18 protein-coding genes are annotated in these 21,942 nt (G+C 67.4%); 10 read left to right on the forward strand and 8 right to left on the reverse strand.

Translation table 11 applies throughout. From position 1 onward, the window contains the following. Positions 1-553: 553 nt before the first annotated feature. The 3 genes from QW887_RS23020 to QW887_RS23030 all read right to left on the reverse strand — a co-directional run bounded on the left by QW887_RS23020 (position 554) and on the right by QW887_RS23030 (position 3,852). Positions 554-2,629, reverse strand: coding sequence for a HAMP domain-containing methyl-accepting chemotaxis protein (locus tag QW887_RS23020; RefSeq protein ID WP_315717879.1), 2,076 nt, complete (start codon positions 2,627-2,629; stop codon positions 554-556). Positions 2,630-2,759: 130 nt separating this feature from the next. Then, positions 2,760-3,107 (reverse strand): hypothetical protein, encoded by a 348-nt coding sequence (locus QW887_RS23025; RefSeq protein WP_315717880.1) that lies wholly within the window; start codon positions 3,105-3,107, stop codon positions 2,760-2,762. 16 nt (positions 3,108-3,123) lie between these two features. Then, positions 3,124-3,852, reverse strand: a complete 729-nt coding sequence (locus QW887_RS23030) for an SDR family oxidoreductase (RefSeq protein ID WP_315717881.1) — start codon at positions 3,850-3,852, stop codon at positions 3,124-3,126. Between the two features lie 120 nt (positions 3,853-3,972). Between QW887_RS23030 and QW887_RS23035 the strand changes: the two genes are divergently transcribed. Then, positions 3,973-5,256 carry a hypothetical protein gene (locus QW887_RS23035; RefSeq protein ID WP_315717955.1) on the forward strand — a complete coding sequence of 428 codons (1,284 nt, stop codon included), beginning with the start codon at positions 3,973-3,975 and terminating at the stop codon, positions 5,254-5,256. A 207-nt stretch (positions 5,257-5,463) separates the two neighbouring features. On the opposite strand, the gene QW887_RS23040 is transcribed toward QW887_RS23035, so the two are convergent. After that, positions 5,464-6,501 carry a magnesium and cobalt transport protein CorA gene (locus QW887_RS23040; protein WP_315717882.1) on the reverse strand — a complete coding sequence of 346 codons (1,038 nt, stop codon included), beginning with the start codon at positions 6,499-6,501 and terminating at the stop codon, positions 5,464-5,466. Positions 6,502-6,758: 257 nt separating this feature from the next. Between QW887_RS23040 and QW887_RS23045 the strand changes: the two genes are divergently transcribed. After that, positions 6,759-7,463, forward strand: coding sequence for an SDR family oxidoreductase (locus tag QW887_RS23045; protein ID WP_315717883.1), 705 nt, complete (start codon positions 6,759-6,761; stop codon positions 7,461-7,463). A gap of 15 nt (positions 7,464-7,478) precedes the next feature. Here QW887_RS23045 and QW887_RS23050 read toward each other — a convergent pair whose 3' ends face one another. Then, complete coding sequence (locus QW887_RS23050; RefSeq protein ID WP_316175668.1) at positions 7,479-8,918, reverse strand: glutamine synthetase family protein; 1,440 nt, start codon at positions 8,916-8,918, stop codon at positions 7,479-7,481. A 193-nt stretch (positions 8,919-9,111) separates the two neighbouring features. Continuing rightward, entirely contained in the window at positions 9,112-10,470 is a 1,359-nt protein-coding gene (locus QW887_RS23055) for an aromatic ring-hydroxylating dioxygenase subunit alpha (protein ID WP_316175667.1), read from the reverse strand. A gap of 211 nt (positions 10,471-10,681) precedes the next feature. On the opposite strand from QW887_RS23055, the gene QW887_RS23060 reads away from it, so the two are divergent. The 3 genes from QW887_RS23060 to QW887_RS23070 all read left to right on the forward strand — a co-directional run bounded on the left by QW887_RS23060 (position 10,682) and on the right by QW887_RS23070 (position 13,338). Then, complete coding sequence (locus QW887_RS23060; RefSeq protein ID WP_315751330.1) at positions 10,682-11,482, forward strand: IclR family transcriptional regulator C-terminal domain-containing protein; 801 nt, start codon at positions 10,682-10,684, stop codon at positions 11,480-11,482. Positions 11,483-12,293: 811 nt separating this feature from the next. Then, complete coding sequence (locus tag QW887_RS23065; protein WP_316175665.1) at positions 12,294-12,995, forward strand: alpha/beta hydrolase; 702 nt, start codon at positions 12,294-12,296, stop codon at positions 12,993-12,995. A 46-nt stretch (positions 12,996-13,041) separates the two neighbouring features. Next, positions 13,042-13,338 carry a zinc-ribbon domain-containing protein gene (locus QW887_RS23070; RefSeq protein ID WP_315717888.1) on the forward strand — a complete coding sequence of 99 codons (297 nt, stop codon included), beginning with the start codon at positions 13,042-13,044 and terminating at the stop codon, positions 13,336-13,338. Between the two features lie 281 nt (positions 13,339-13,619). On the opposite strand, the gene QW887_RS23075 is transcribed toward QW887_RS23070, so the two are convergent. Continuing rightward, positions 13,620-14,210 carry a TetR/AcrR family transcriptional regulator gene (locus QW887_RS23075; protein WP_315751324.1) on the reverse strand — a complete coding sequence of 197 codons (591 nt, stop codon included), beginning with the start codon at positions 14,208-14,210 and terminating at the stop codon, positions 13,620-13,622. 196 nt (positions 14,211-14,406) lie between these two features. On the opposite strand from QW887_RS23075, the gene QW887_RS23080 reads away from it, so the two are divergent. From QW887_RS23080 to QW887_RS23090, 3 genes are read left to right on the forward strand one after another with little or no spacing between them, the layout of a single operon-like run. Beyond that, positions 14,407-14,901 (forward strand): (2Fe-2S)-binding protein, encoded by a 495-nt coding sequence (locus QW887_RS23080; protein ID WP_316175663.1) that lies wholly within the window; start codon positions 14,407-14,409, stop codon positions 14,899-14,901. Then, positions 14,898-15,956, forward strand: a complete 1,059-nt coding sequence (locus tag QW887_RS23085; RefSeq protein ID WP_316175661.1) for a xanthine dehydrogenase family protein subunit M — start codon at positions 14,898-14,900, stop codon at positions 15,954-15,956. The genes QW887_RS23080 and QW887_RS23085 overlap by 4 nt, the downstream gene beginning before the upstream one ends. After that, positions 15,946-18,210, forward strand: a complete 2,265-nt coding sequence (locus QW887_RS23090) for a xanthine dehydrogenase family protein molybdopterin-binding subunit (RefSeq protein ID WP_316175659.1) — start codon at positions 15,946-15,948, stop codon at positions 18,208-18,210. The genes QW887_RS23085 and QW887_RS23090 overlap by 11 nt, the downstream gene beginning before the upstream one ends. Positions 18,211-18,291: 81 nt before the next feature. On the opposite strand, the gene QW887_RS23095 is transcribed toward QW887_RS23090, so the two are convergent. Then, positions 18,292-20,280, reverse strand: coding sequence for a methyl-accepting chemotaxis protein (locus QW887_RS23095; protein WP_316175657.1), 1,989 nt, complete (start codon positions 20,278-20,280; stop codon positions 18,292-18,294). A 285-nt stretch (positions 20,281-20,565) separates the two neighbouring features. On the opposite strand from QW887_RS23095, the gene QW887_RS23100 reads away from it, so the two are divergent. Continuing rightward, on the forward strand, positions 20,566-20,877 hold the full coding sequence (locus QW887_RS23100; RefSeq protein ID WP_315717894.1) for a hypothetical protein: 312 nt from the start codon (positions 20,566-20,568) through the stop codon (positions 20,875-20,877). Positions 20,878-21,096: 219 nt separating this feature from the next. After that, positions 21,097-21,831: a porin family protein gene (locus QW887_RS23105; RefSeq protein ID WP_315717895.1), complete on the forward strand. Its 735-nt coding sequence runs from the start codon at positions 21,097-21,099 to the stop codon at positions 21,829-21,831. The last annotated feature ends 111 nt before the right edge of the window (positions 21,832-21,942 follow it).

Consider the following 21,942-nt stretch of genomic DNA (forward strand, 5'->3'; position numbering starts at 1 on the left):
CCAGCTGACAGGCCCGGCTCCAGCCGGCGAACGCGGTGGGCCGCCAGCTACACCACGCTTGGGGACACGATCTCCCATGGCGGTATGGCGCGCCGGCATGGATGTGATCGAGGCGGCCCAGACTGTGGATATGCCGCTTCGCTTGGACAACGCAAACGCGTTGCCCACATACCCACAGCAGGCCCAGACGCAGCAGCAGGAAGCTGCTTGATTTGAACGACAGGGCAGGCGCGATCACACCTTAATTTTCGGCGATCCATGGTCCCGTGCGTGGGGTCCACTTCAGTTGAACGTGTCTCGCAAGCTAACATCCGCCTGGGGTTATGGATTCCCGCGTTCGCGGGAGAACGGGGCAGCCGAGAAGAACAAAGGGCGCGATCGGTCCGATCGCGGAGCATCGGCAGCAGCGCAGATCTGAGTAGCTGTAGCCCGGATGAGCGGCACCGATATCTGAGGGGGCTGGCCCCGCATGTCGCTTGCGCTCATGCGGGCTATAGCTGCTGCGATCGGGTGGCGATGCGCGGCCCTCGTCGAGGCCACGCATAATGCACCCTCACGCCGCGCGCACCGAGTCGAGGAAGCGGCTGACCTCGTCGCGGAGGCGGCTGCTCTGGCCGGACAGCGACTTCGCGGCGGACAGCACCTGCGAGGAGGCCGAGCCGGTCTCGTCGGCGCCATGCCGGACGCTGGCGATGTTCGCCGACACCTGCTGCGTGCCGTGCGCCGCCTGCTGGACGTTGCGCGAGATTTCGCGCGTCGCCGAACTCTGCTCCTCGACGGCGGAAGCGATGGCGGACGCGATCTCCGACATCCGGGCGATGGTTTCGCCGATCTCCTTGATCGAGCCGACCGACTCCTGGGTGGCCGCCTGGATGCCGCCGATCTGCTGGCCGATCTCGCCCGTCGCCTTGGCGGTCTGCTCGGCCAGCGCCTTCACCTCCGAGGCGACCACCGCGAAGCCGCGGCCGGCCTCGCCGGCGCGGGCGGCCTCGATGGTGGCATTGAGCGCGAGCAGGTTGGTCTGGCCGGCGATCGCGTTGATCAGCTCGACGACGTCGCCGATCCGCGCCGCCGCCTTGGCAAGCTCCGCGACGTTGTCATTGGTCTTGCGCGCCTGCGCCAGCGCCTCGTTGGCGATGCGCGCGGAGTCCTGCACCTGGCGGCTGATCTCGTTGACCGACGAGCTCATCTCCTCGGCAGCCGCGGCGACCGAATGCACGTTGGTCGAGGCCTCCTCGGAGGCCGAGGTCACTACGGTGGCGAGCTCCAGCGAGCGGCCGGCGGTCGTCGTCAGCGTGGCGGCGGAGCGCTCCAGATCGGCCGACGCTGATGACACGACGCCGACGACCTCGCCGATCGCCATCTCGAACTCGCGCGTGAAGCGCTCGACACGCTGGCCGCGCTCGATCTTGGCCTGCGCGTCGGCCGCGGCCGCCTGCTCGGCGCGCTTCTTCTCCAGCAGCGCCTCCTTGAAGGTCTGCAGCGAGCCGGTCATCGCGGCGATCTCGTCGTCGCGATTGATCGTCGGGATCGCCACGTCGTCGTGGCCGGCCGCCATCTCGCCGATCAGGCCGGTCAGGTTCACGATCGGGTTGATCACGCGGCGGCGCAGCAGCATGGTGACGAACACGAGAATGCCGGCGAGGGCCGCGACCACCGCCGTCGCCAGCGCGAGCATCAGATAGGCCGCATCGCGCGCCGCGACGGCACGCTCGCGGGCCTCGGCGATCGCGGCGTCGCGCACGACGAAGAACTTCTGCACGGCCGGGACGACCGCCTCGGCCAGGCTGTCGGCGGTGAGTGCGTAGTTGAGATCGCCGAGCCCGGCTGCGATGTCCTTGTCGACGATCGGAACGGCGCGCCCGAAATAGGCGTCACGGGCCTCCTTGAACGCCGTCAGCAGCCGCTCCGGATTGCCGAGCTGGTCGATGCCGGCATCCAGGCGCTCGCGATCGGCCTCGGTGCGGCCCTGGGCGCGATCCATCGCCGCCTTCTCGGCCGGTGCCACGGCGCGGCGGGCGCTGAGCGCCGGCGACAGCGCGGCAGCCCGGCCGCCGGCGGTCACGCGCAGGTCCTGCGCGGTGCGGGCGACGTCGAGCAGCGTCGTCAGCGACGCGTCGGCATTGGCGATGCGGTTCTGCAGCTGGTTCAGGATCGGCTCGATTGCCAGGGCGACCTGGGTGACCCCGGGGAGAAAGCTCTTGATGACGGCCGGATCGCGCGCGGTCAGCGGCGCGGTCAGCGCGGGGTCCACCTTGGCGAGGATCTCGTTCAGCTTGGACGAGGCCTGGTCCAGGCTGCGCGTGATCGCCTCGCTGTTGGAGACGTTCGCCAGCTGCGCGCGCGCCCTGGCGAAGGATGCGTCGGCGGACTGCCTGATCTTGCGCACGCCTTCGAGCTGCGCGGGCGTGGCGGGAGTATCCTGGAAGATCGGCGTGATGTAGGGGGCGCGATGGCCGACCACGTCCTGCGCGTAGAGCAGCACGGCGCCGAACGCCTCGACCGTCTTGATCGCCTCGGCCTTGTGGCTGACAGCCCTGACCTGCTCGATCACGACTTGAGCAGCAGGCAGGACGGCCAAAGCCGTCACCGACAGCATGGAAATTGCAAAAAGTCGGCCGATCTTCATTATTGCCCCCGGATTGCGCGGGCTCACGCTAGGTTCCTTATGATTAAGGTTGCGCTTAATTCGGCCCCCGTAGTTTCCCGGACTCATCGTCATACGCGGACGCTGTGAAGGCGGCAGCCTGGAACGGCCGTCAACCCGGCCAGCGCAACAGACTGTCCGAGCGAGCCAGAAGGCTTCGGCAACGGCTGTCTGCCACGTCGCGCGCCCAGCGCTGCGCGTCATCGATCGCCCCCTGCAGGTCGATCAGCGCTTGCGCCTGCCAGTGCTCGCGATCGCGGCCAAGCGGGAGCGCGTCCGTTTCGGAGTCGATTCCAACCAGGGGAAGAATGTCGACATCGGTCTCGAGCCGCGCGGTGAAGCGAAGCCTTGCGATGCTTCGCGCACCCTCGATCGGAGACACGGCGCCGGACAGGACATCCCGCGCCACTTGAAGGATGTCCTGGCGCGCGGCGATCACTTGGGGCTGATTCCAGCTCATGAAAATTTGGATGTCCCTACAGATCAAAATTCGTCGGCAGCATCACGACGTCGCGGATGGTCATGCCGCGCGGACGGGTCAGCATGAACATGATCACCTCGGCGACCTCTGAGGGCTCCAGCAGGCTGCCGGACTCGCGCGCCTCCTTCAGCTTCTCGGCCGGCCAGTCGGCGATCAGCGCGGTGACCACCGGGCCTGGCGAGATCGCGCCGACGCGGATGCCGTGCTTGAAGACCTGGCGGCGCACCGTCTGCACGAAGCAGTCGATCGCCCATTTCGACGACGCATAGACCGGCTCCCACGGCGTCGGGTAATGCGCGGCGAGCGAGCTGGTGACGATGATGTCGCCGGAGCCGCGCGCGATCATGTGCGGGAGCACGTCGCGCACGTTCTTCATGACGACGTTGACGTTGAGGTTCAGCATGCGGTCGATCGCGTCCGTCCTGGCGTCGACGAGATCGCCGCCGAGATAGCTGCCGGCATTGGCGTGAAGGATGTCGAGCCGGCCGGCCGCATCGAGGACGCGCGGCAGCAGGGTGGCGCAATCCGTGGGATCGAGCAGGTCGATGACCACGGGGATCACGGCCTCGCCGTGCCGCTCGCGCAGGCTCGCCAGCGCCGCGGCGTCGCGATCGATCATGACGACGCGCGCGCCGGCGGCCAGCATCGCCGCGCTGCTGGCGAGGCCGATGCCCGACGCCGCCCCGGTGACCGCCGCCACCTTGCCTTCGAGTTCCCTGCCCATTCATCTCCTCCTTGTCCGGCCAGACTACAGCAAACCGCGCGGCATTGCCGCACTCCGTTGGACCCATCGCAATCCCTGCGCGTTGCATCCCGGCCGCCAGCATCACCCATGAAGAGCCCGATGGAGACGATCGAAGCCTATCTCGCCCGCAAGCATCAGGAGCTGCGGCTCCTGAATTGCTGCCTGCGGCGACCGCATGCGCTGCCGGCGCCGCGCTCCGTGATGGAGGTCGTCCGGCGCAAGTTTCAGCTCGCGGCCGCGCTGAAGGCCGAGCACGCGCTCAGCGACTGGACCGCGACCGAGACGGCTTGGGCGGATGCGGACGATCATCGCGCCGGCCCGTTCGCCTTCAGCTACGACTATCAGCGCGCCGATCTCGACGTGCGCGGGCCGTCGTTCTATGCGGCGGGCGAAAGCCGTCATGACACCATCTACACCATCTCCGGCATGGCGGCGATCGCGGCACTGCTGCTGGCGACGCGGCCCGTTCTCGGTACGGCGGACCTGCTGATGCTGCCGGGCTCCTATGGCGAGACGCAGGAGCTGGTCGCGGCGCATGCGCGGCATCTGCGCCCGGTGACGCTGACCCGTGACCTTGCCGCCGCGCTGGCGCAGCCCTCGCCCGCGCCGCGGCTGCTGCTGATCGATTCCAGCGCGACCGCGCCGCGCTTCGAAGCCGTACTGAATTGCGACCGCCCAGTGATCGATCTCCTGATCTTCGACACCACCTGCTTTGCCAACGGCTCCGGCCGCGTTCGCCGCGTGCTGGCCTGGGCGCGACGCTGGGACGTGCCGGTCGTGATGGTGCGCAGCCACACCAAGCTCGACTCGCTCGGCGCCGAATACGGCCGGCTCGGCTCGGTCGCCTTCATCGATTGGAGCAAGGCCGCCGCCGCGGGCCGCGTTGTGCTTCAGACGCTGCCGGACGAGACGCGCAATGCCGTCAGGCTGCTCGGCGGCGCGGCGCTGCCGGCGCATTTCCCGCCTTATGTCGGCCTGCCCGCCTATCGCGAACTGACCGCGCGGCGCGTCGCCGCCATCCTGCGCAACAGCCGGCGCGCGCGGCGTCAATTCGCGACCGCGCTGCACGGCCTGACCGCGGAGCTCGACTTCGCGCACGGGCTCTACGTCACGCTCGCCGGCCGCGCGCCGCTCGACGAGGCCACCGCGCGGCAAGCCGCAACCGCCATGAGCGACGATCTCCGGCGCGCCGGGCTGCCGATCCGCCACGCCGGCAGCTTCGGCTTCGATTTCGCTGCGACGGAATGGTTTCACGACGCCACCACGGATCGCTACAGCGTGCGCGTCGCCGTGCCCGACCTGCCGACCGCGACCTGGGACGAACTGACGGACGCGATCGCCGCGTGGTGGTCCGCGCACCAGGGGCGATCCGCCGCGGCATGACCGCTGCGCCATGGCACGCCTTGCCTCCTCAACGGCAAACGATTTCGATGCCACACGCGCCACGTCGTGCCCGGCGGTCGCGGCGCCACCGCACTCAGCGCCCTGGCACCGCGCCTCGCTTGGGCGCAGGAGATTTGGAGCAACGCCTTCGCGCCGTTCGCAAGTGGCTGAACCCGCTTCGCGAGCAGGGACCGACGGCCCCTCCCCTCACAGCCATCCGCGCCGGTGGAACTGCCAGTACAGCACGCTGCACACGGTGGCGATGAAGCCCAGCACGGCGTAGTAGCCGTATTGCCATTTCAGCTCCGGCATGTGCTCGAAGTTCATGCCGTAGATGCCGGCGACGGCCGTCGGCACCGCGAGGATCGCCGCCCAGGCCGTGAGTCGACGGGCGATGTCGGTCTGCTGCGCCTGGCCGGCCATCATGCTGGCCTCGAACACGAAGGCGAGGATCTCGCGCAAGGAATCCGCATCCTCCTCGGCGCGCTTGGCGTGGTCGAGGACGTCGCGAAACAGCGGCGCCATCTCGGCGTCGATCGCGACGTTGTCGACATGCTCGAGCCGCTTGCAGACGTCGACCACGGGGCCGACGGCGCGGCGCAGCCGCAGCAAGTCGCGCCGCAGGCGATACAGAAGGTCGACCTCGTGGCGCGCGAGCGGCCGCTGCAGCACCACCTCCTCCAGCGTCTCGACCTCGGCCATGATGCTCTCGGTCACCGGCCGGTAGTTGTCGACGATGAAATCGAGGATCGCATAGAGGATGTAGTCCTCGCCCTTGGCGAGCGAGCCCGGACAGCTCTCGCAGCGCTCGCGCACCGCGCCATAGGAGGTCGAGGCGCCGTGGCGCACCGAGACCACGAAGCCGGGGCCGACAAAGATGTGGGTCTCGCCGAACACGATGTGCTCCTTGACGAGCTGCGCGGTGCGGGCGACGACGAACAGCGCGTCGCCGTAGCGCTCGACCTTGGGCTGCTGATGCGCCTTCGACGCATCCTCGATCGCGAGCTCGTGCAGCCCGAACTGATCCGCGACGCGCTGCAGCAGCGCCGCATCCGGCTCGTGCAGCCCGATCCACACCACATGGCCCGGCCGCCTGCTCCAGGCGCCGGCCTCCTCGATCGCGACGTCGGCGACGCGGCGGCCATCGGCATAGGCGCTCGCCGCGACCACGCCGGGCTCGCGCGACGCGCCGCGAACCTGAACGGCCGGCGTATCGGCCGGTGTCTGCGTCGTCACGTGGCGCATCGTGCCTCCCTGCTGTCCGGTCTGAACGGATCCACGCGGTGGCGCGTTCCCGTTGCACCGGCCTGTTTCCGATTTTCGGCGCGTTGCAGCCGCCGGTCAAGCAACGCGCCGGATCAGATCGGTGCCGATACGGCTTGTTGATGATCTGTCGCTCGCCGTCATGGCGACCGGCGCGTTCCTGTGTTTTGCTCGACGCCACCGGGAGAACGGCGCTACATGATCGCCGTCGTCATCCGTGAAAGGCAGGAGTCATCGTCATGGCCACACAACGTGTCGCACTGGTCACCGCGGGCGGCAGCGGCATGGGCGCAGCGGCCGCGCGCCGGCTTGCCGCTGATGGATTCCACGTCGCGATCCTGTCGTCGTCGGGCAAGGGCGAGGCGCTGGCGGCCGAGCTCGGCGGCCTCGGCATCACCGGCTCCAACACGTCCAGCGACGATCTGAAACGCCTCGTCGACGGCGCGATGGACCGCTGGGGCCGCATCGATGTGCTCGTCAACAGCGCCGGCCACGGCCCGCGAGCGCCGATCCTGGAGCTGACCGACGAGCAGTGGCACACGGGCCTCGATACCTACCTGCTGAACGTCATCCGCCCGACACGCCTGGTGACGCCGATCATGCAGGCGCATAAGGGCGGCGCGATCATCAACATCTCGACCGCCTGGACCTTCGAACCGTCTTCGATGTTCCCGACCTCGGCGGTGTTCCGCGCCGGGCTCGCATCCTTCACCAAGATCTTCACCGACACCTACGCGGCCGACAACATCCGCATGAACAACGTGCTGCCGGGCTGGATCGACAGCCTGCCGGCGACGGAGGAGCGCCGTAAGACGGTGCCGATGGGCCGCTACGGCAAGTCCGAGGAGATCGCCGCGACCATCGCCTTCCTGGCCTCCGAGGGTGCCGCCTACATCACCGGCCAGAACATCCGCGTCGACGGCGGGCTGACGCGCAGCGTGTGAGGGGCCACCGCGCCGTCAGAACATCTCGAAATATTCGCGCTGCTCCCAGTCGGAGACCTCCTGCTGGAAGCGCTCGAGCTCGGCGTTCTTGATGAAGGTGTAGTAGTCGATGAAGGTCGAACCGAACGCCTCGCGGAAGAACGCGTCGTCCTTCAGCGCATCCACCGCCTCGCGCAACGATTTCGGCAGCAGGCTCGCCTTGGTCTCATAGGGCACATCCGCCGACGGTCCCGGATCGAGCTTGCGGTCGATGCCGTCGAGGCCGGCTGATATCTGCGAGGCCATGTAGAGATAGGGATTGGCGGCCGGCTCGCCGATGCGGTTCTCCAGCCGGGTGGCGCGATCGCCGGGGCCGCCGAGCACGCGGATCATGACGCCTCTGTTGTCGCGGCCCCAGATCGCGCGGTCCGGCGCCAGCGAATAGGCGCGGTAGCGCCGGTAGCCGTTGATCGTCGGCGTCGAAAACAGCGCGGAGGCGCGCGCATGCGCGAGCAGACCCGCCATGTAGTGGCGGCCGAGCGCGGACAGACCTTCGGCGTCCTCCGTCATGAAGGCGTTGCTGCCGTCGCGCGCCACCAGCGACTGGTGCAGATGCCAGCCCGACGACATCACGTTGGGAATGCGCGGCCGGCACATGAAGGTGGCGTGATAGCCGTGGCGCTGGCAAATCTGCTTCACGGCACTGCGGAACAGCACCATCGTATCCGCAGGCGCCAGCCCGGTGCCCGGCTGCAGCACGAATTCGCACTGGCTCGGCCCGTATTCGAGCTCGATCGAGCGCAACGGCAGGCCCAGCGCGACGAGGTTCGCACGGATGATCTCGAGCGCCGGCTCCATCTGATCGAAGCGCTGCTCGGTGAGATATTGATAGCCCTGGGTCAGCAGGCTGACCGTCGGCGGCACGCCGGGCTGACCGGGCGAGCCGGCATCACCGGGCGCGAGCCTGGGATCCTCGACCTTGAAGATGTGGCACTCGACCTCGAGGCCGGCCATGAACTGATAGCCACGCTGTTCGAGCGTCGCCAATGCCGACCGATAGAGATTGCGCGTGGCGAACGGGACGGGCGCACCGTTGGCGAAGTACAGATCACAGAGCACCCAGCCGGTGCCGGACGCCCAGGGCAGGACACGGAACGTGGTCGGATCGGCGACCATCAGTGCATCGCTACCGCCCTGCATCTCGGCCATGCCGAAGCCGCCGCCGGCGGTGAACACCGGAAACACGGTGCGATGCGAGGTGTCCTTGGCGAGCAGGGTCGTTGTGATCGAGCAGCCGTCCTCGAGCGAGGACAGAGCAGCATCGACAGTGAGTGTCTTGCCGCGCAGAATGCCATGCTGGTCCGGGAACGAGAAGCGGATGGTGGTGAGGCCGTGCTCCTCGGCGAGGCGGCGCATGCGCATTGCGGCCTCGGCCTGCTCGACGCTCCACAACTGATGCTTGTCGACGAAACTCAACGATGGCTCCTCGAATCGTAGGACGGGCAAAGGCGCGCTCGCGGCGCTGCCTCCGCTGTTGCGCCAGTGGACACTGCGAACGCGACGCGCCCACCGCCTTGACGGTGCGCGTGAATGGTGGGCGCGCCGTCGGACGGCACGCTGCGCCGTTCCGCCGGCCTTGCCCACCCTACGGCAACTCGGAGCAAAGGAGCTACTCCGCCGCGCTCAGATGCGGGGCCCGCCGCACGATATCCGCGGGCACCGGCGGGGCCCAGGGGGCGTTGCGGCGGCGGCGGACGTCGACTTCCATCCAATAGGTCTCCCAGCCGCGCGTCGGACCGATGCCGTCCATCGTCGCCGGGCCCTGCACGCTGCGGGCCTCGGCGGCATCGAGGAACAGCATCGGCGGCTCGCCGCTCGCGACCTTCTCGATCTGCTCGCGCAGCAGCCGGCGATATTGGATGATCGCCTTGTCGGATTGGCCCAGATGCTCGCGGGTGCGGTCCTGGATCCGGCCCATCGACTCCACCGCCCACTGGTCGTGCACGTTGATGTCGTTGCCCATGCCGGTGTAGGTCGCGGTCGCCTGCTCCCGTGGATCGAAGCCGTAGTCGTTGCTCTTGTTCTTGCGCGAGCGATAGTCGGGCAGCTCATAGAGCTCGAGCCGCTGCGCCCGCATCTTCGCCCGGTCGACCGGCACGCCATAGCTGGTGAAGATCGCGTACCAATAGCAGCTCTCGTCATCGACCGGCACGTGCCACTGCGTGATCGTCATCTCCGTGCTCATCGGAATCACGAAGGCATGCGGGAACAGCTGATTGGTGACGCGCACGTGGGTGCGTTCGGCATCGATCTCACGCAGCGCGATGATGCGCAGGCCGTATTCGGTCCCCTCGACATTGATGATCGGACGATCGTATTCGCGCAGCACCTTGGTCATCGGCAGCTCGCTGTCGGCGGAGGCGCCGCGGAACTGCTTGCCATAGGCGGTCGACGTATCCTCGTCCTCGAAGAAGCGGTGCAGGAACGAGGCGTGCGCGGGGTCGATGCCGACCTCCAGCGCTTGCAGCCAGTTGCACTCGATCAGGCCCTTGAAGGCGAAGGTGTAGGCGTCTGGCGCGGTGAAGCAGTCGAGATCCGGGAACGCCGGGGCGGCGCCCTCGCCCAGCCAGGCCCAGAGGATGCCGCCCTTCTCGACCACGGGATAGGCGCGCTGCTTGACGTTCTTGCACAGCGGCGAGCCCGCCGGTTCGGCCGGCGTCTCCAGACAATTGCCGTCGGCGTCGAACAGCCAGCCATGGAAGGCGCAACGCAACCCGCCGTTCTCCAGCCGTCCGAAGGCGAGATCTGCGCCGCGATGCGGACAATCGCGATCAAGTAGTCCGTAGCGGCCCTGCGCATCCTTGAAGAGCACGAAGTCCTGACCGAGCAGCTTCACCGCGCGCACTGGCCGCTCGCCCGCGAGCTCATGGACCAGCGCGGCCGGCTGCCAGTACATCCTCATTAGTTTACCGGCGGGCGCGCCGGGTCCGACGCGCGTGATCAGGTCGTTCTGCTCCTGGCTCATCATGATGGCCGTCTCTCCTGTTCCGTCGCAAGTCGGGCGTTGAGCGTCACGCGATCATCTAATAATGTTCGCTAGACGAACACATGTTCGCCCAGATTAGATTCGCTTTAAGTGGGGAGAAGCGCAAGTGAAAAAGCTACAACCGAAGCCGAGGGGCCAACGGACTGCAGCTTCACTGCGGCCGAAAACAACAACAGCGGATCATGTCAGGCCGATGCCGAAACTGAAGCGCACTGATGAGGAGAAGAAGCAGGCTCGGGGCGACGGTCCCGAGTTCGTGGAAGCGCTCGATCGCGGCCTGCGGGTGATACAAGCCTTCAGCCGCGAGGGCCGGCCGATGACGCTGAGCAAGGCCGCGGAACTCACCGGCCTCGCCCGCGCCACGGTGCGACGGATTCTGCTGACCCTGAAGGCCTCCGGCTTCGTCCATGGCGACGACCGGCTGTTCTCGCTGACGCCGCGCGTGCTGCTGCTGGCCTCCAGCTATCTCGCCTCCAACCAGATCAACAGCGTGATGCAGCCGTTGATGGACAGCATGGCCGGCGAGGCGCGCGAGGTCTGCTCGCTCGCCGTCCTCGACGGCGAGTCGGTCGTCTTCATCGCGCGCGCGACCTCGACGCGGATGTTCTCGACCGGGCTCGAAATCGGCTATCGGCTGCCGGCGTTCTGCACGTCGGTCGGCCGCGTGTTGCTGAGCCGGATGCCGGACGATCAGTTGCGCCAGGCCGTCGAGCGCATGACGCTGACCGAGATGACGCCGCAGACGATCACCGACAAGGAAGCATTGCTCGCGTCGATCATCGCCGTCCGCGACGACGGTTACTCGCTCGTCGACGGTGAGGCGGAGCAGGGTTTCCGCTCGATTTCAGTGCCGATTCGCCGATATGACGGCGGCATCATCGCCGCCGCCAACATCGGCGGCCACGTCGATCGCATCGGCGTCGACGAGATGAAGGAGCGCTTCCTGCCGCTGCTGAAGAAGCTCGCGGCGACGGCGCAGCCTCTGCTCGTCTGATCGTCGGGGAGAGGCCTCGGCCGCCGGCGCGCGCTGGCTCTCGCTCGCGCATCAGGTCACGCCACCGCAACCTTCGCATCGAACTCGCGGCCACGAGCGCCGCTGCTCCATCCGGCAGCGACATCGCCGGGAGGCATCGTCGCGCCGCTGATCGAGCACGTCGTCCCGCCCCTCGCTGCATCGCGGATCGGCGCACTCGCCGTTCTCGTGAGAGCCGGACTTCGCGCGACACTCGTTCCGATGTCATCACCGACAGCGCGGTGCTACCAACTTATCTCCGCAGCAGCACGAGAGAGCCGGCCATCGCCGGCCACGTGAAGTTACCGGTCGCGCGAACTAATCGTTGTGGTCGCAGGCCTTGCGACGCCGCGGCCCACGCCCATTACGTGATATTATCGTGACGCCCGACCCTGTTTGCCACGATTGATGGTCCGTCCAGGTATCATCGCGCTGCATGCGATGGTGGCATGATCCGGAGCGGAAGTAGTTCGATCTCCGATCTCACGCGCGAATTGCGGACGACGCCACCAGATTGCCGCGAATGGCGCCGCAATCACGAAAGCCGAAGGCGCCGCGGCCCAAGCAGCATCGCGGGCAACCCGATCACCGCGATCATCCGACCGGCCCCCCCGCTGCCGCGAAGAGGCGCAGGAGGAGCCAGGACTCGGCTGGGGACGAGGTTGTCGGCCTGGGGCGGCGGGCGCGAGCCGCAGCACATCGTTGGACATCGGCCGCTTCTCGCGCGTAAATGGCATGCCGGGCGGACAACACCCGGACCTGCAGGTGAATGCCGTTTCCGGGGGGAAGACCCATGACTGATGCGCTGCCGCTCGTGCTGGTGCCTGGCCTGATCTCGTCGCCCCGCATCTATGCGCCTGTCATCCCGGCGCTGTGGCGGCTCGGGCCGGTGATGGTGGCCAACCACATCCGCGATGACAGCATGGCCGCGATCGCGCGCCGCATCCTGGCCGAGGCGCCGCCGCGCTTCGCGCTCGCGGGACATTCGATGGGCGGCTACATCGCGCTCGAGATCATGCGCCAGGCGCCGGAACGCGTGGGTCGGCTGGCGCTGATCAACACCCAGGCGCGGCCCGACACGCCGGAGGCGAGCGCCCGCCGCCGCACCATGATCACCCGCGCCAAGGAGGGCGACTATCACGGCGTGGTCGACGAGCTGTTCTCGGGCTTCGTGCATCCGTCGCGCCAGGATGATCCGCGGCTGCGCCAGCTCGTGCACGACATGGCCGAGGAGGTCGGCGTCATCGGCTTCATCCGGCAGCTGACGGCGATCATGTCGCGTCCGGACTCGCGGCCGACACTGACCGCGATCCGCTGCCCGACCCTGGTGCTCACCGGCGACACCGACAACACCATCCCGAACAGCCTGTCGAAGGAGATGGCCGTCGGCATCGACGGCAGCTGGCTTGTCGTGCTGGAGAATTGCGGCCACCTGCCGCAGCCCGAGCAGCCGGAGGAAACGGCGCAGGCGCTGATGGAGTGGTTGCGGGGGTGAGATGGCCATCACAGTATATTGCTGGCGTTGTGGCATCGAGGTGCCCATGCTCGATGAGAAGGAGTGGGTGGAGATCGAGCCTCTCCTGAGGAAACGGATCGACGACATCAAAGACTACCGGCGGTTGAATGAATGTACTCTCGGGCAAGCCACCGCTGCGGTCGATAGCAAAGCGGGCGTGCTGCAGCGCTACCGTGAACTGACCGGCTTTGACGAGACGAATGCCCTTGCGATCTGGCACCATCGACGAAGTGATTTCGGTCCGGCGTGCACGTCGTGTGGAAAGCCGTTGAGAACACCCCGCGCGAAATTCTGCGCCGCCTGCGGGACGCCGGTTTCATAGCATCACCCCACGCCAACTTCGTCATTCCGGGGCATTCGCGCAGCGAATGAGCCCGGAATCCATACTCACAGGTCTTGGTTGTGGAGCGAGAGGGCCGTACAGAGGCACTGCGAATTTCAGCAACAGAACGTGGTTATGGATTCCGGGCTCGCGCTTCGCGCGCCCCGGAATGACGATGGAGGGAGCATCCGGATCTACGGAGTATCGCCCGGACGAGAGTGCCGTCGGACGTGTCGGCCCGGGCAAGTCAATGAGCGGCTAATACGCAGCGCGAGGCAATCTCACGCCCGCCCCTTCCCCACCCGCAACCCATCCACGAACACATCCAACAGCCGCAGCACGCTCTGCTGCCAGCCGGTCTGGTCGTGCATGTAGCACATGCCGATCAGCGCGCGCAGGACGTCGTCGGCGCTGATGTCGCTGCGGATCTCGCCGGCCGCGACGGCACGCGCCAGCAGCGCGCCGATCGAGCGGGTGAGGTGGCCGTGCGAATAGGCCGCGAGCTCAGAGTTCGCGTTCATGACGATCGCGAGCGCGGCCATCATGCCCTTCTTGGTGGCGACGAACTGCACCGTCGAGCGCAGCCAGCGGCGGAGCGCCTCGACCGCCGACTGCTCGCTCTTCAGCTCTTCCGCAAGCTCGGCGAGTTGCTCGACCTCGCGCCGGTACACCGCTTCGAACAGATCCTCGCGGGTGGGGAAATGGCGATACAGCGTGCCGATGCCGACGCCGGCCTGGCGCGCCACCGCCTCCAGGCTGGCCTCGGCGCCGCCGACGCTGAACACCGCCTTGGCCGCCTCGAGCACGCGCTCGCGGTTGCGCTGCGCATCGGCGCGCGGCTTGCGATGGCGGTCTTGTGGTTTCGTCTCCATCTCACCAGCTCTTGATGACGGACCGTTCATGTCCCCTTGCTAAACGGAGGAACCCTCCGTATAAATAGACCTGCCACCCGGGACAGCCAACCTTCCTCAGCTGTCGTCCCGCGGTCGCTGGATCTGGACGGACATTCGCCCGTAAGGCGGTGTCCGCTGCGATCCGATTAGGCCATCGCTTCGATCGGAACAACGCATGAATTGGACTGTCAGACTCACCGTCAACGGTGAGCCGCGAACGCTTGCGCTCGACGACCCCAGGGTCACCCTGCTCGACCTGCTGCGCGAGCGCCTCCACCTCACCGGCACCAAGAAGGGCTGCGACCGCGGCCAGTGCGGCGCCTGCACCGTCCTGGTCGACGGCCGCCGCATCAATTCCTGCCTGACGCTGGCCATCAGCCTCGACGGCGCGGCGATCACCACCATCGAAGGACTCGCGCAAGGCGACCGGCTGCACCCGGTGCAGGAAGCCTTCATCGCCCACGATGCCCTGCAATGCGGCTTCTGCACGCCCGGCCAGATCATGAGCGCGGTCGGGCTCATCAACGAAGGTCACGCCGGCGGCGATCCGGAGCGCGTGCGCGAAGGCATGAGCGGCAATCTGTGCCGCTGCAGCGCCTATGTCGGCATCGTCGAGGCGGTGCTCGACGCCCAGGCGACGCTCGCCGAGGACAAGGAGCGCGCGGCATGAACCGGTTCGACTATGTGAAGCCGTCGACGGTCGCGGAGGCGGTCGCAGCGGCCAGCGCGCCCGGCGCGGCCTATCTCGCTTCGGGCACCAACCTGCTCGATCTGATGAAGGGCAATGTCGTCCGGCCGGCGCGGCTGGTCGACATCTCGCAGATCAAGGAGCTGACGCGGATCGAGACTTCAGGCAATGGCGACGTCCGGATCGGCGCGCTGGTCCGCAATGCGGACCTTGCGCATGACGCGGCCTTCGCGCGCGATTTCCCGGCGGTCGCCGAAGCGCTGCTGTCGGGCGCCTCGGCACAGTTGCGCAATGCGGCCACCGTCGGCGGCAATCTGCTGCAGCGGACACGCTGCGCGTATTTCTATGATCCGGCCTCGGCCTGCAACAAACGCGCGCCCGGCGCAGGCTGCGACGCGCGCGGGGGCGACACCCATCAGCACGCCGTGCTCGGCTGGAGCGAGGCCTGCATCGCCACCAACCCCTCGGACTTCTGCGTGCCGCTCGCCGCGCTCGATGCGATCGTCGAGATCGAAGGCGGCTCCGGCCGGCGCGAGGTCGCACTGGAGGCGCTGCATCTCCTGCCCGGCACCACGCCGGAGCGCGAGACCGTGCTCGCGCCGGGCGAGATGATCGTCGCGGTCCGGCTGCCCGCGGCGGCGCGGGCGTTCGCAAGGCACGCGCGCTATCTGAAGGTGCGCGAGCGCAATTCCTATGCGTTCGCCGTCGTCTCCGCCGCGGCCGGTCTCGTGATCGAGAACGGCGCGATCAAGCACGCACGTCTGGCGCTCGGCGGCGTCGCTGCCAAGCCGTGGCGCGCCCACCAGGCCGAAGCGCTGCTCGCAGGCCAGCCGGCTATGCCGCACACATTCCAGCAGGCTGCCGACATCGCGCTGCGCGATGCAAAGCCATCCGGCGACAACGCCCACAAGATCCCTCTCGCGCGCAGCCTGATCATGCGCGCGCTTGCCGCCGCTGCGCAAGGCACGCCGTCGCGCGTGCCGGCGCTGCCGGCCTCTCCCTTCTCCGCCGTTCCAGGAGCACTTCATGACGCCTGAGCTCAATCTCTCCCGCGATCCCGCCCATGTCAGACACGGCTCCAACATCGGCCAGCCGCTGTCGCGCGTCGATGGCCGTGCCAAGGTCACCGGCACGGCGCGCTATGCCGCCGACAACAATCCGCCCGGCCTGCTCTATGCCGTGCTCGCCGTCTCCAGCATCGCGCGCGGCCGCGTCGTCGCGCTCGACGTCGAAGCCGCCAAGGCGCATCCCGGCGTGGTCGAGGTGATGACCTCCGCCAACCGGCCGCCGCTGCACGCCGATCCCGACGGCAAGCCGAACCCGTTCGCATTCCGCTTCGAGGCGCTGCAGAACGACCGTGTGCGCTACGCCAACCAGCCGGTCGCGCTGGTCATTGCCGAAAGCCTGGAAGCCGCGACCGAGGGCGCCGCGCTGCTGTCGCCGCGCTACGAGGCCGAGCCGGCCCGCATCGGTCTCGATGCCGCCGACGCCTATGTGCCGCCTGTCGTCGGCATGGGTTTTCCCGCCGAGAGCCATCACGGCGATGTCGAGGCCGCGCTGGCGGGCAGCGACAAGCAGATCACCGCGATCTACGAGACCCCGCCGCATTATCACAACGCAATGGAGCCGCACGCGATCGTCGCCGAGTGGCAGGGCGACAGGCTCATCATCGACACGCCGACCCAGGGCCTGGTGATGATGCGCGGCCGCCTTGCCGAGCTGTTCGGCATCGCGCCTGAGAACATCCTGATCCGCAGCCCCTATCTCGGCGGCGGCTTCGGCGGCAAGGGCCTGATGGCCGGGCCGCAGGTCCTCGGCATTCTCGCCGCCAGGATGGTCGGCCGCCCGGTGAAGCTGGTGGCGCGGCGCGAGCAGCTCTACGGCCCGTTCGGCCATCGCTCGCCGACCCGGCAGACGCTGCAGCTCGGCGCCAGCAGCACCGGACAATTGTCGGCGATCCGTCACCACGCGAGGATCGCAACCTCCAGCTTCGAGGACTTCTACGAAGCGGCGGCGCATGTGACGCACACGCTCTATGCCGCGCCGGCCATCGCGACGACCTATGACGCGGTACGCATGGACACGGGCACGCCGCTGTTCGTGCGCGCCCCCGGAATCGCGCCGGGATCGATCGCGCTGGAGAGCGCCGTCGACGAAATGGCGGAAGCCTGCGGCCTCGATCCGCTCGCCTTCCGGGTCAAGAACTACGCCGAGGTCGAGCCGGCCACGGGCAAACCGTTCTCATCCAAGGCGCTGCGCGAGTGCTACACGCAAGGCGCCGAGCGGTTCGGCTGGTGGGAGCGGCCGCTGAAGCCGCGGATGATGCGCGACAAGGACGGCTTCCTGGTCGGCTGGGGCATGGGCACGGCGACGTTCCATGCGCTGATGTTCGCGGGCCAGGCCCGCGCGGTGATCCGGCGCGACGGCACCGGCGTCGTCGAGAGCGGCGCGCACGACATGGGCCAGGGCGCCTTGACCGCCTTCGCACAGATCGCGGCAGACTCGCTCGCGCTCGAACTGGACCGGGTGACGTTCAAGGCCGGCACCTCCGACCTGCCGGATGCCGGCATCGCCGGCGGCTCGGCACATACGGCGACGGTCGGCACTGCGATCCACAATGCGGGCGCCGCCGTCATCGCCAGGCTCGCCGAGCTCGCGACATCAGACCAGCGCTCGCCGCTGTTCGGCGCCGGCAACGCCGGCGTGATCGCGCGCAACGGTCGGCTGCTTCGGCGCGACGACGAGGGCCGCGGCGAGAACTACGCCGACATCCTCGCCCGCGCCGGCCTCGACCAGGTCGAGGGCTCCGGCAGCGGCATGCCGGACCCTGCGGCCAACGAGCAATATGCGATGCATTCACATGGCGCTGTCTTTGCCGAGGTGAAGGTCGATCCCGATCTCGGCCAGGTCAGGGTGACCCGCATGGTCGGCGCGTTCGCGGCGGGGCGGATCATCAATCCGAAGCTGGTGAAGAGCCAGCTCGTCGGCGGCATGATCTGGGGCATCTCGCTGGCGCTGCACGAGGAGGCGGTCACCGATCGCCGCACCGGGCGGATCATGAATGCCAATCTCGGCGAGTATCATGTGCCGGTGAATGCCGACGTTCCGGCGATCGAGGCCTTCACGGTCGAGGAGCACGATCCGTTCGTCAACCCGCTCGGCGTCAAGGGCGTCGGCGAGATCGGCATCACCGGCTCTGCCGGGGCGGTCGCCAACGCGGTGGCGCACGCGACCGGCATTCGGATCAGGCGCTTTCCGGTGCGGATCAGCGATCTGGTCTCGCGCCAATGACATTGGCGCGTTGACGAAGCCCGTTCGAAGCAATGCCTCCGTTCTCCTGACCGAGAGCGGAGGCAAGCGACCTCGCTCCGTCTAGGCCGCCTGCCGTGCGAAGGTCCGCCTGAACCATGCCAGGAACGCCTCGCGATTTTGGCCGGGGTCGAACTCGACATGCAGCGCGTCCTTTTCACGGGCGCGAACCCGATACGGCACGCTGCCGTCGAAGCCGCTGAATTCCATGACGCCGCGATCGCCGATGCCCGGCTCGGGGTCGAACCGGAACCAGGCGCCGCCTTCGGAAATGTCCACCAGATCGGCCTTCACCGCGCCCCTGCGATCGTCGACGACCTTGATCGACAGGCTCGACTTCAACCGCGGCGACTGACGGCGATCGGCTTCGGCGGTCGCCGTCCTGACGGCCTTCACCAGCGTGGCACGGAGCGAGGTCAGGCCCGTTGCCACGGAGCCGATGGCGTTGCGCACCTCGGCGGCCCGATCATTGACCATGCCGGCGTCCCTGCCGACATTGCCGATCTTGGACGACACGTCGCGCGCCGCGCTGGCCGATGACTGGACCGAGCGGCTGATCTCCTGGGTCGCCGCGTGCTGCTCCTCCATCGCCGCGGCGATCGAGGCTGCGACCTCGTCGATCTCGGAAATCTGGCTGCCGATGCCTTCGACGACGTCGACGGTCGCCTGCGTGGTGGTCTGCACCTCGCCGATCAGGCGCGAGATCTCCTCGGTCGATTTGGCGGTCTGATCCGACAGCGACTTGACCTCGGCCGCAACCACGGCAAAGCCGCGGCCGGCATCGCCGGCGCGCGCGGCCTCGATGGTGGCATTGAGCGCCAAGAGGTTGGTCTGCTCGGCAATGCCGCCGATCAGGTTGGAGACCTCGGCGATCTTGTCCACGGCCGTGGACAAGGAGAGCATCGTGTTCTTCGCCTTCTCGCGCTCGGTCACCGCCGATTTGGTGATCGTGCTGGCGCGCGCCACTTGGCTCGAGATCTCGCGGATCGCCGAGCTCAGTTGCTCGGCTGCCGACGAGACCGTCTGGGCATTGGAGAGCGACTTCTCCGAGGCTGCGGCCACCGATTGCGCATCGGTCGACAGCTCCTCGGCCAGTTTCGAGAGGCCTGCGGCGACGGCCTCGACCTGGCGCGATGCGCCGGCCGCAGCTTCGACGGACGTCTCGGTCTCGCGCTCGATCACGTCGGCCATGTCGAGCATGGCGCGCTTCTTATGCTCCTCGGCGGCCGCACGATCGCGCTCCTGCCTGTCGCGGAGGCTCGCGTTCTCGAGCGCGTTGGTCTTGAAGATGCTCAGCGCGCCCGCCATCGCGCCGATCTCGTCGCCGCGTTCCGAATAGGAAATGTCGGCCGACAGATCGCCCTCGGCGATCCGCCGCATCAGCCCGGTCATGCGCGACAGCGGACGGACGACGCCGATCACCAGCCCCGACATGCCGGCGACGACCAGAGCCAGAACGATGCCGGACACGGTCCACACAATGATGGAGATGCTGCGATCCTGGGTCGCCGCCGTCGCCTCCATGTCCGAATTCAGCTTGTTCGCCTTGTCGACCAGCGTATCGATCACCGCGCGGTGGGCGGCGTAGGCTTCGGCCAGCCGGGCATAGGCGGCATCGGCCTTCGCCATGTCGCCGGAGCGCAGCGCCGGGATCAACTCGGCCTCCAGGGCCTGCCAGAATTTCCGGACCTCGCCGTCCGATCGTTCGACCAGCAGCGATTTCAGATCAGGCTGCAGCGCCGAGCCGGTCCAGAACGTCTTGCGATCCTCATAGTCCTTCTTCAGTTGCGCCAGCTTCGTGACGTGCGTGTCGAGATCGTTCGGCGTCCGGAGTGCGAGGGTCGCCTCGAGATAGGCCTCGAGCACATATTCAGGCGGCGGCAGGATGTCGGCCACCAGATCATTGCCGAGCTTGATCTTGTCGTAGAGGGGCCCGCCGACCTTGAGCTCGCGCAGCGCATAGGCGCTGGTCAGCACGACCGCACCGAAGCCGAGTGCGAGCACAAGGCCAAAAGCCGCAATGAACGTGGAAATGGAGAGACGCATCTTCATGTCGGCGGCACATTCGCTGGAGGGTGGACTGCACCCGCCGTCGCCCCGCCGGAGCCCTCTCCGCTCGCTTGCATGGAGCTGGTCCGTCCGGAACGACCGGCATCGAGTCGTTAATTTGATCAGCGTGCACAACCTTTTCTCAGGGAAGGTAAATTTCCGCCCCCGTAGAAATGCGGTCCAACCCGCTTCGGCAGAGGATGCAGGCGCTCCTCCCACTATGACCTGGCGCAAGGCGGCGGGAGGCGGATCTGCGAACATTTACGGATCGTCGCTTCAGGAGCCACCATGTCGAAACCCATCCCGGACAAGGCTGAGATCGCGCTCGAATATCCCGACAAGTTCTATGCCGGCACGTTCGAGCATTCCTCGCGGTTCGAAGCCCATCTCGAATCATCCGGCCTGGCATTGACCCTGGAGCGGCCCGGCCCAGAGGACGTCCGCAAGTCGATCCATATGCACCTGAACTTCGGACTGCTCGCCGCGATTCTGCACGAGCTCGCCGCCGGCATCGCTTCGATGCCCAAGGACGACATCGTTCATCGCGAGCAGCTGCGCGACGCAGTCGCGGCTCTGCATCGAGCTCTTAACGCGCCTTAACCGGTTGTGCCGCGGCGGCACAAAGGAGTCCGGCGTTAACTCCCGGTTCAGCCTTCGTTAGTGTATTGCTAACTACGCCAGAACCTTTGCCCGGAGAAGGTCGGGTTGGAGGCCGGTGTGCTGCGGGAGTGACAGCATTTTATTCAAAAGCGATCTATCTCCGATCCATCGACGGCGCGCGATGCGCGAGCCTTGTTAGTTGAGTATCGGAGACCCGCCATGAAGAAGATCCTGTTCGCAACCGTTGCCGTCGCCGCGCTGGCTTCGGCCCAGTCCGCTGTCGCCGCCGATCTCGGCGCCCGGACCTATCCCTACGCCACCAAGGCGCCGCCGGCTTACGCCGCCCCGATCTACAACTGGACCGGCTTCTATCTCGGCGCCCATCTCGGCGGCGCGTTCTCCAGCGACAACAACTTCTCCGGCCTCGCCACCGGCAACAACTCCAACGGCCGCTTCCTGGGCGGCTTGCAGGTCGGCGCCGACTGGCAGTTCGCACCGACCTGGGTGATCGGCGCCGAGGGCCAGTACAGCTGGCTGAGCGGCAGCGTCGGCGCCGCCTTCCCCGGCGGCCTCGTCTACACCAACAGCCAGCGCGGCCTCGGCTCGATCACCGGCCGCTTCGGCTATACCTGGGGTCCGGGCCTGCTCTACGTGAAGGGCGGCTACGCCTATTCCGACAACAACGAGAAGGTGACGTTCGCCGGCACGCCGGTCGGCTTCGCGACCAATGGCGACCATCGCAACGGCTGGACCGTCGGCGGCGGACTCGAATACATGTTCGCGCCGAACTGGTCGGCCAAGGCCGAGTATCAGTACTACAATTTCGGCAGCGCTACCTTCACGGCGCCCGCCGCGCTGGTGCCGACCGGCAGCTTCACCACCGACGACCACACCTTCAAGGCTGGCGTGAACTACCGCTTCAACTGGGGCGCTCCGCTCGCGGCCCGCTACTGATCCGCAGGCGTCAAATAACAACAAACGACGGGAAGGCCGGCAGCGATGCCGGCCTTTTCTGTCATAGGTTATCGAAAGCGCGGCCCAACAATCCCTTCCGTCCCGTTAAAT

The sequence above is a fragment of the Bradyrhizobium sp. SZCCHNRI3052 genome (assembly GCF_032484895.1).
Classification (GTDB): Bacteria; Pseudomonadota; Alphaproteobacteria; order Rhizobiales; family Xanthobacteraceae; genus Bradyrhizobium.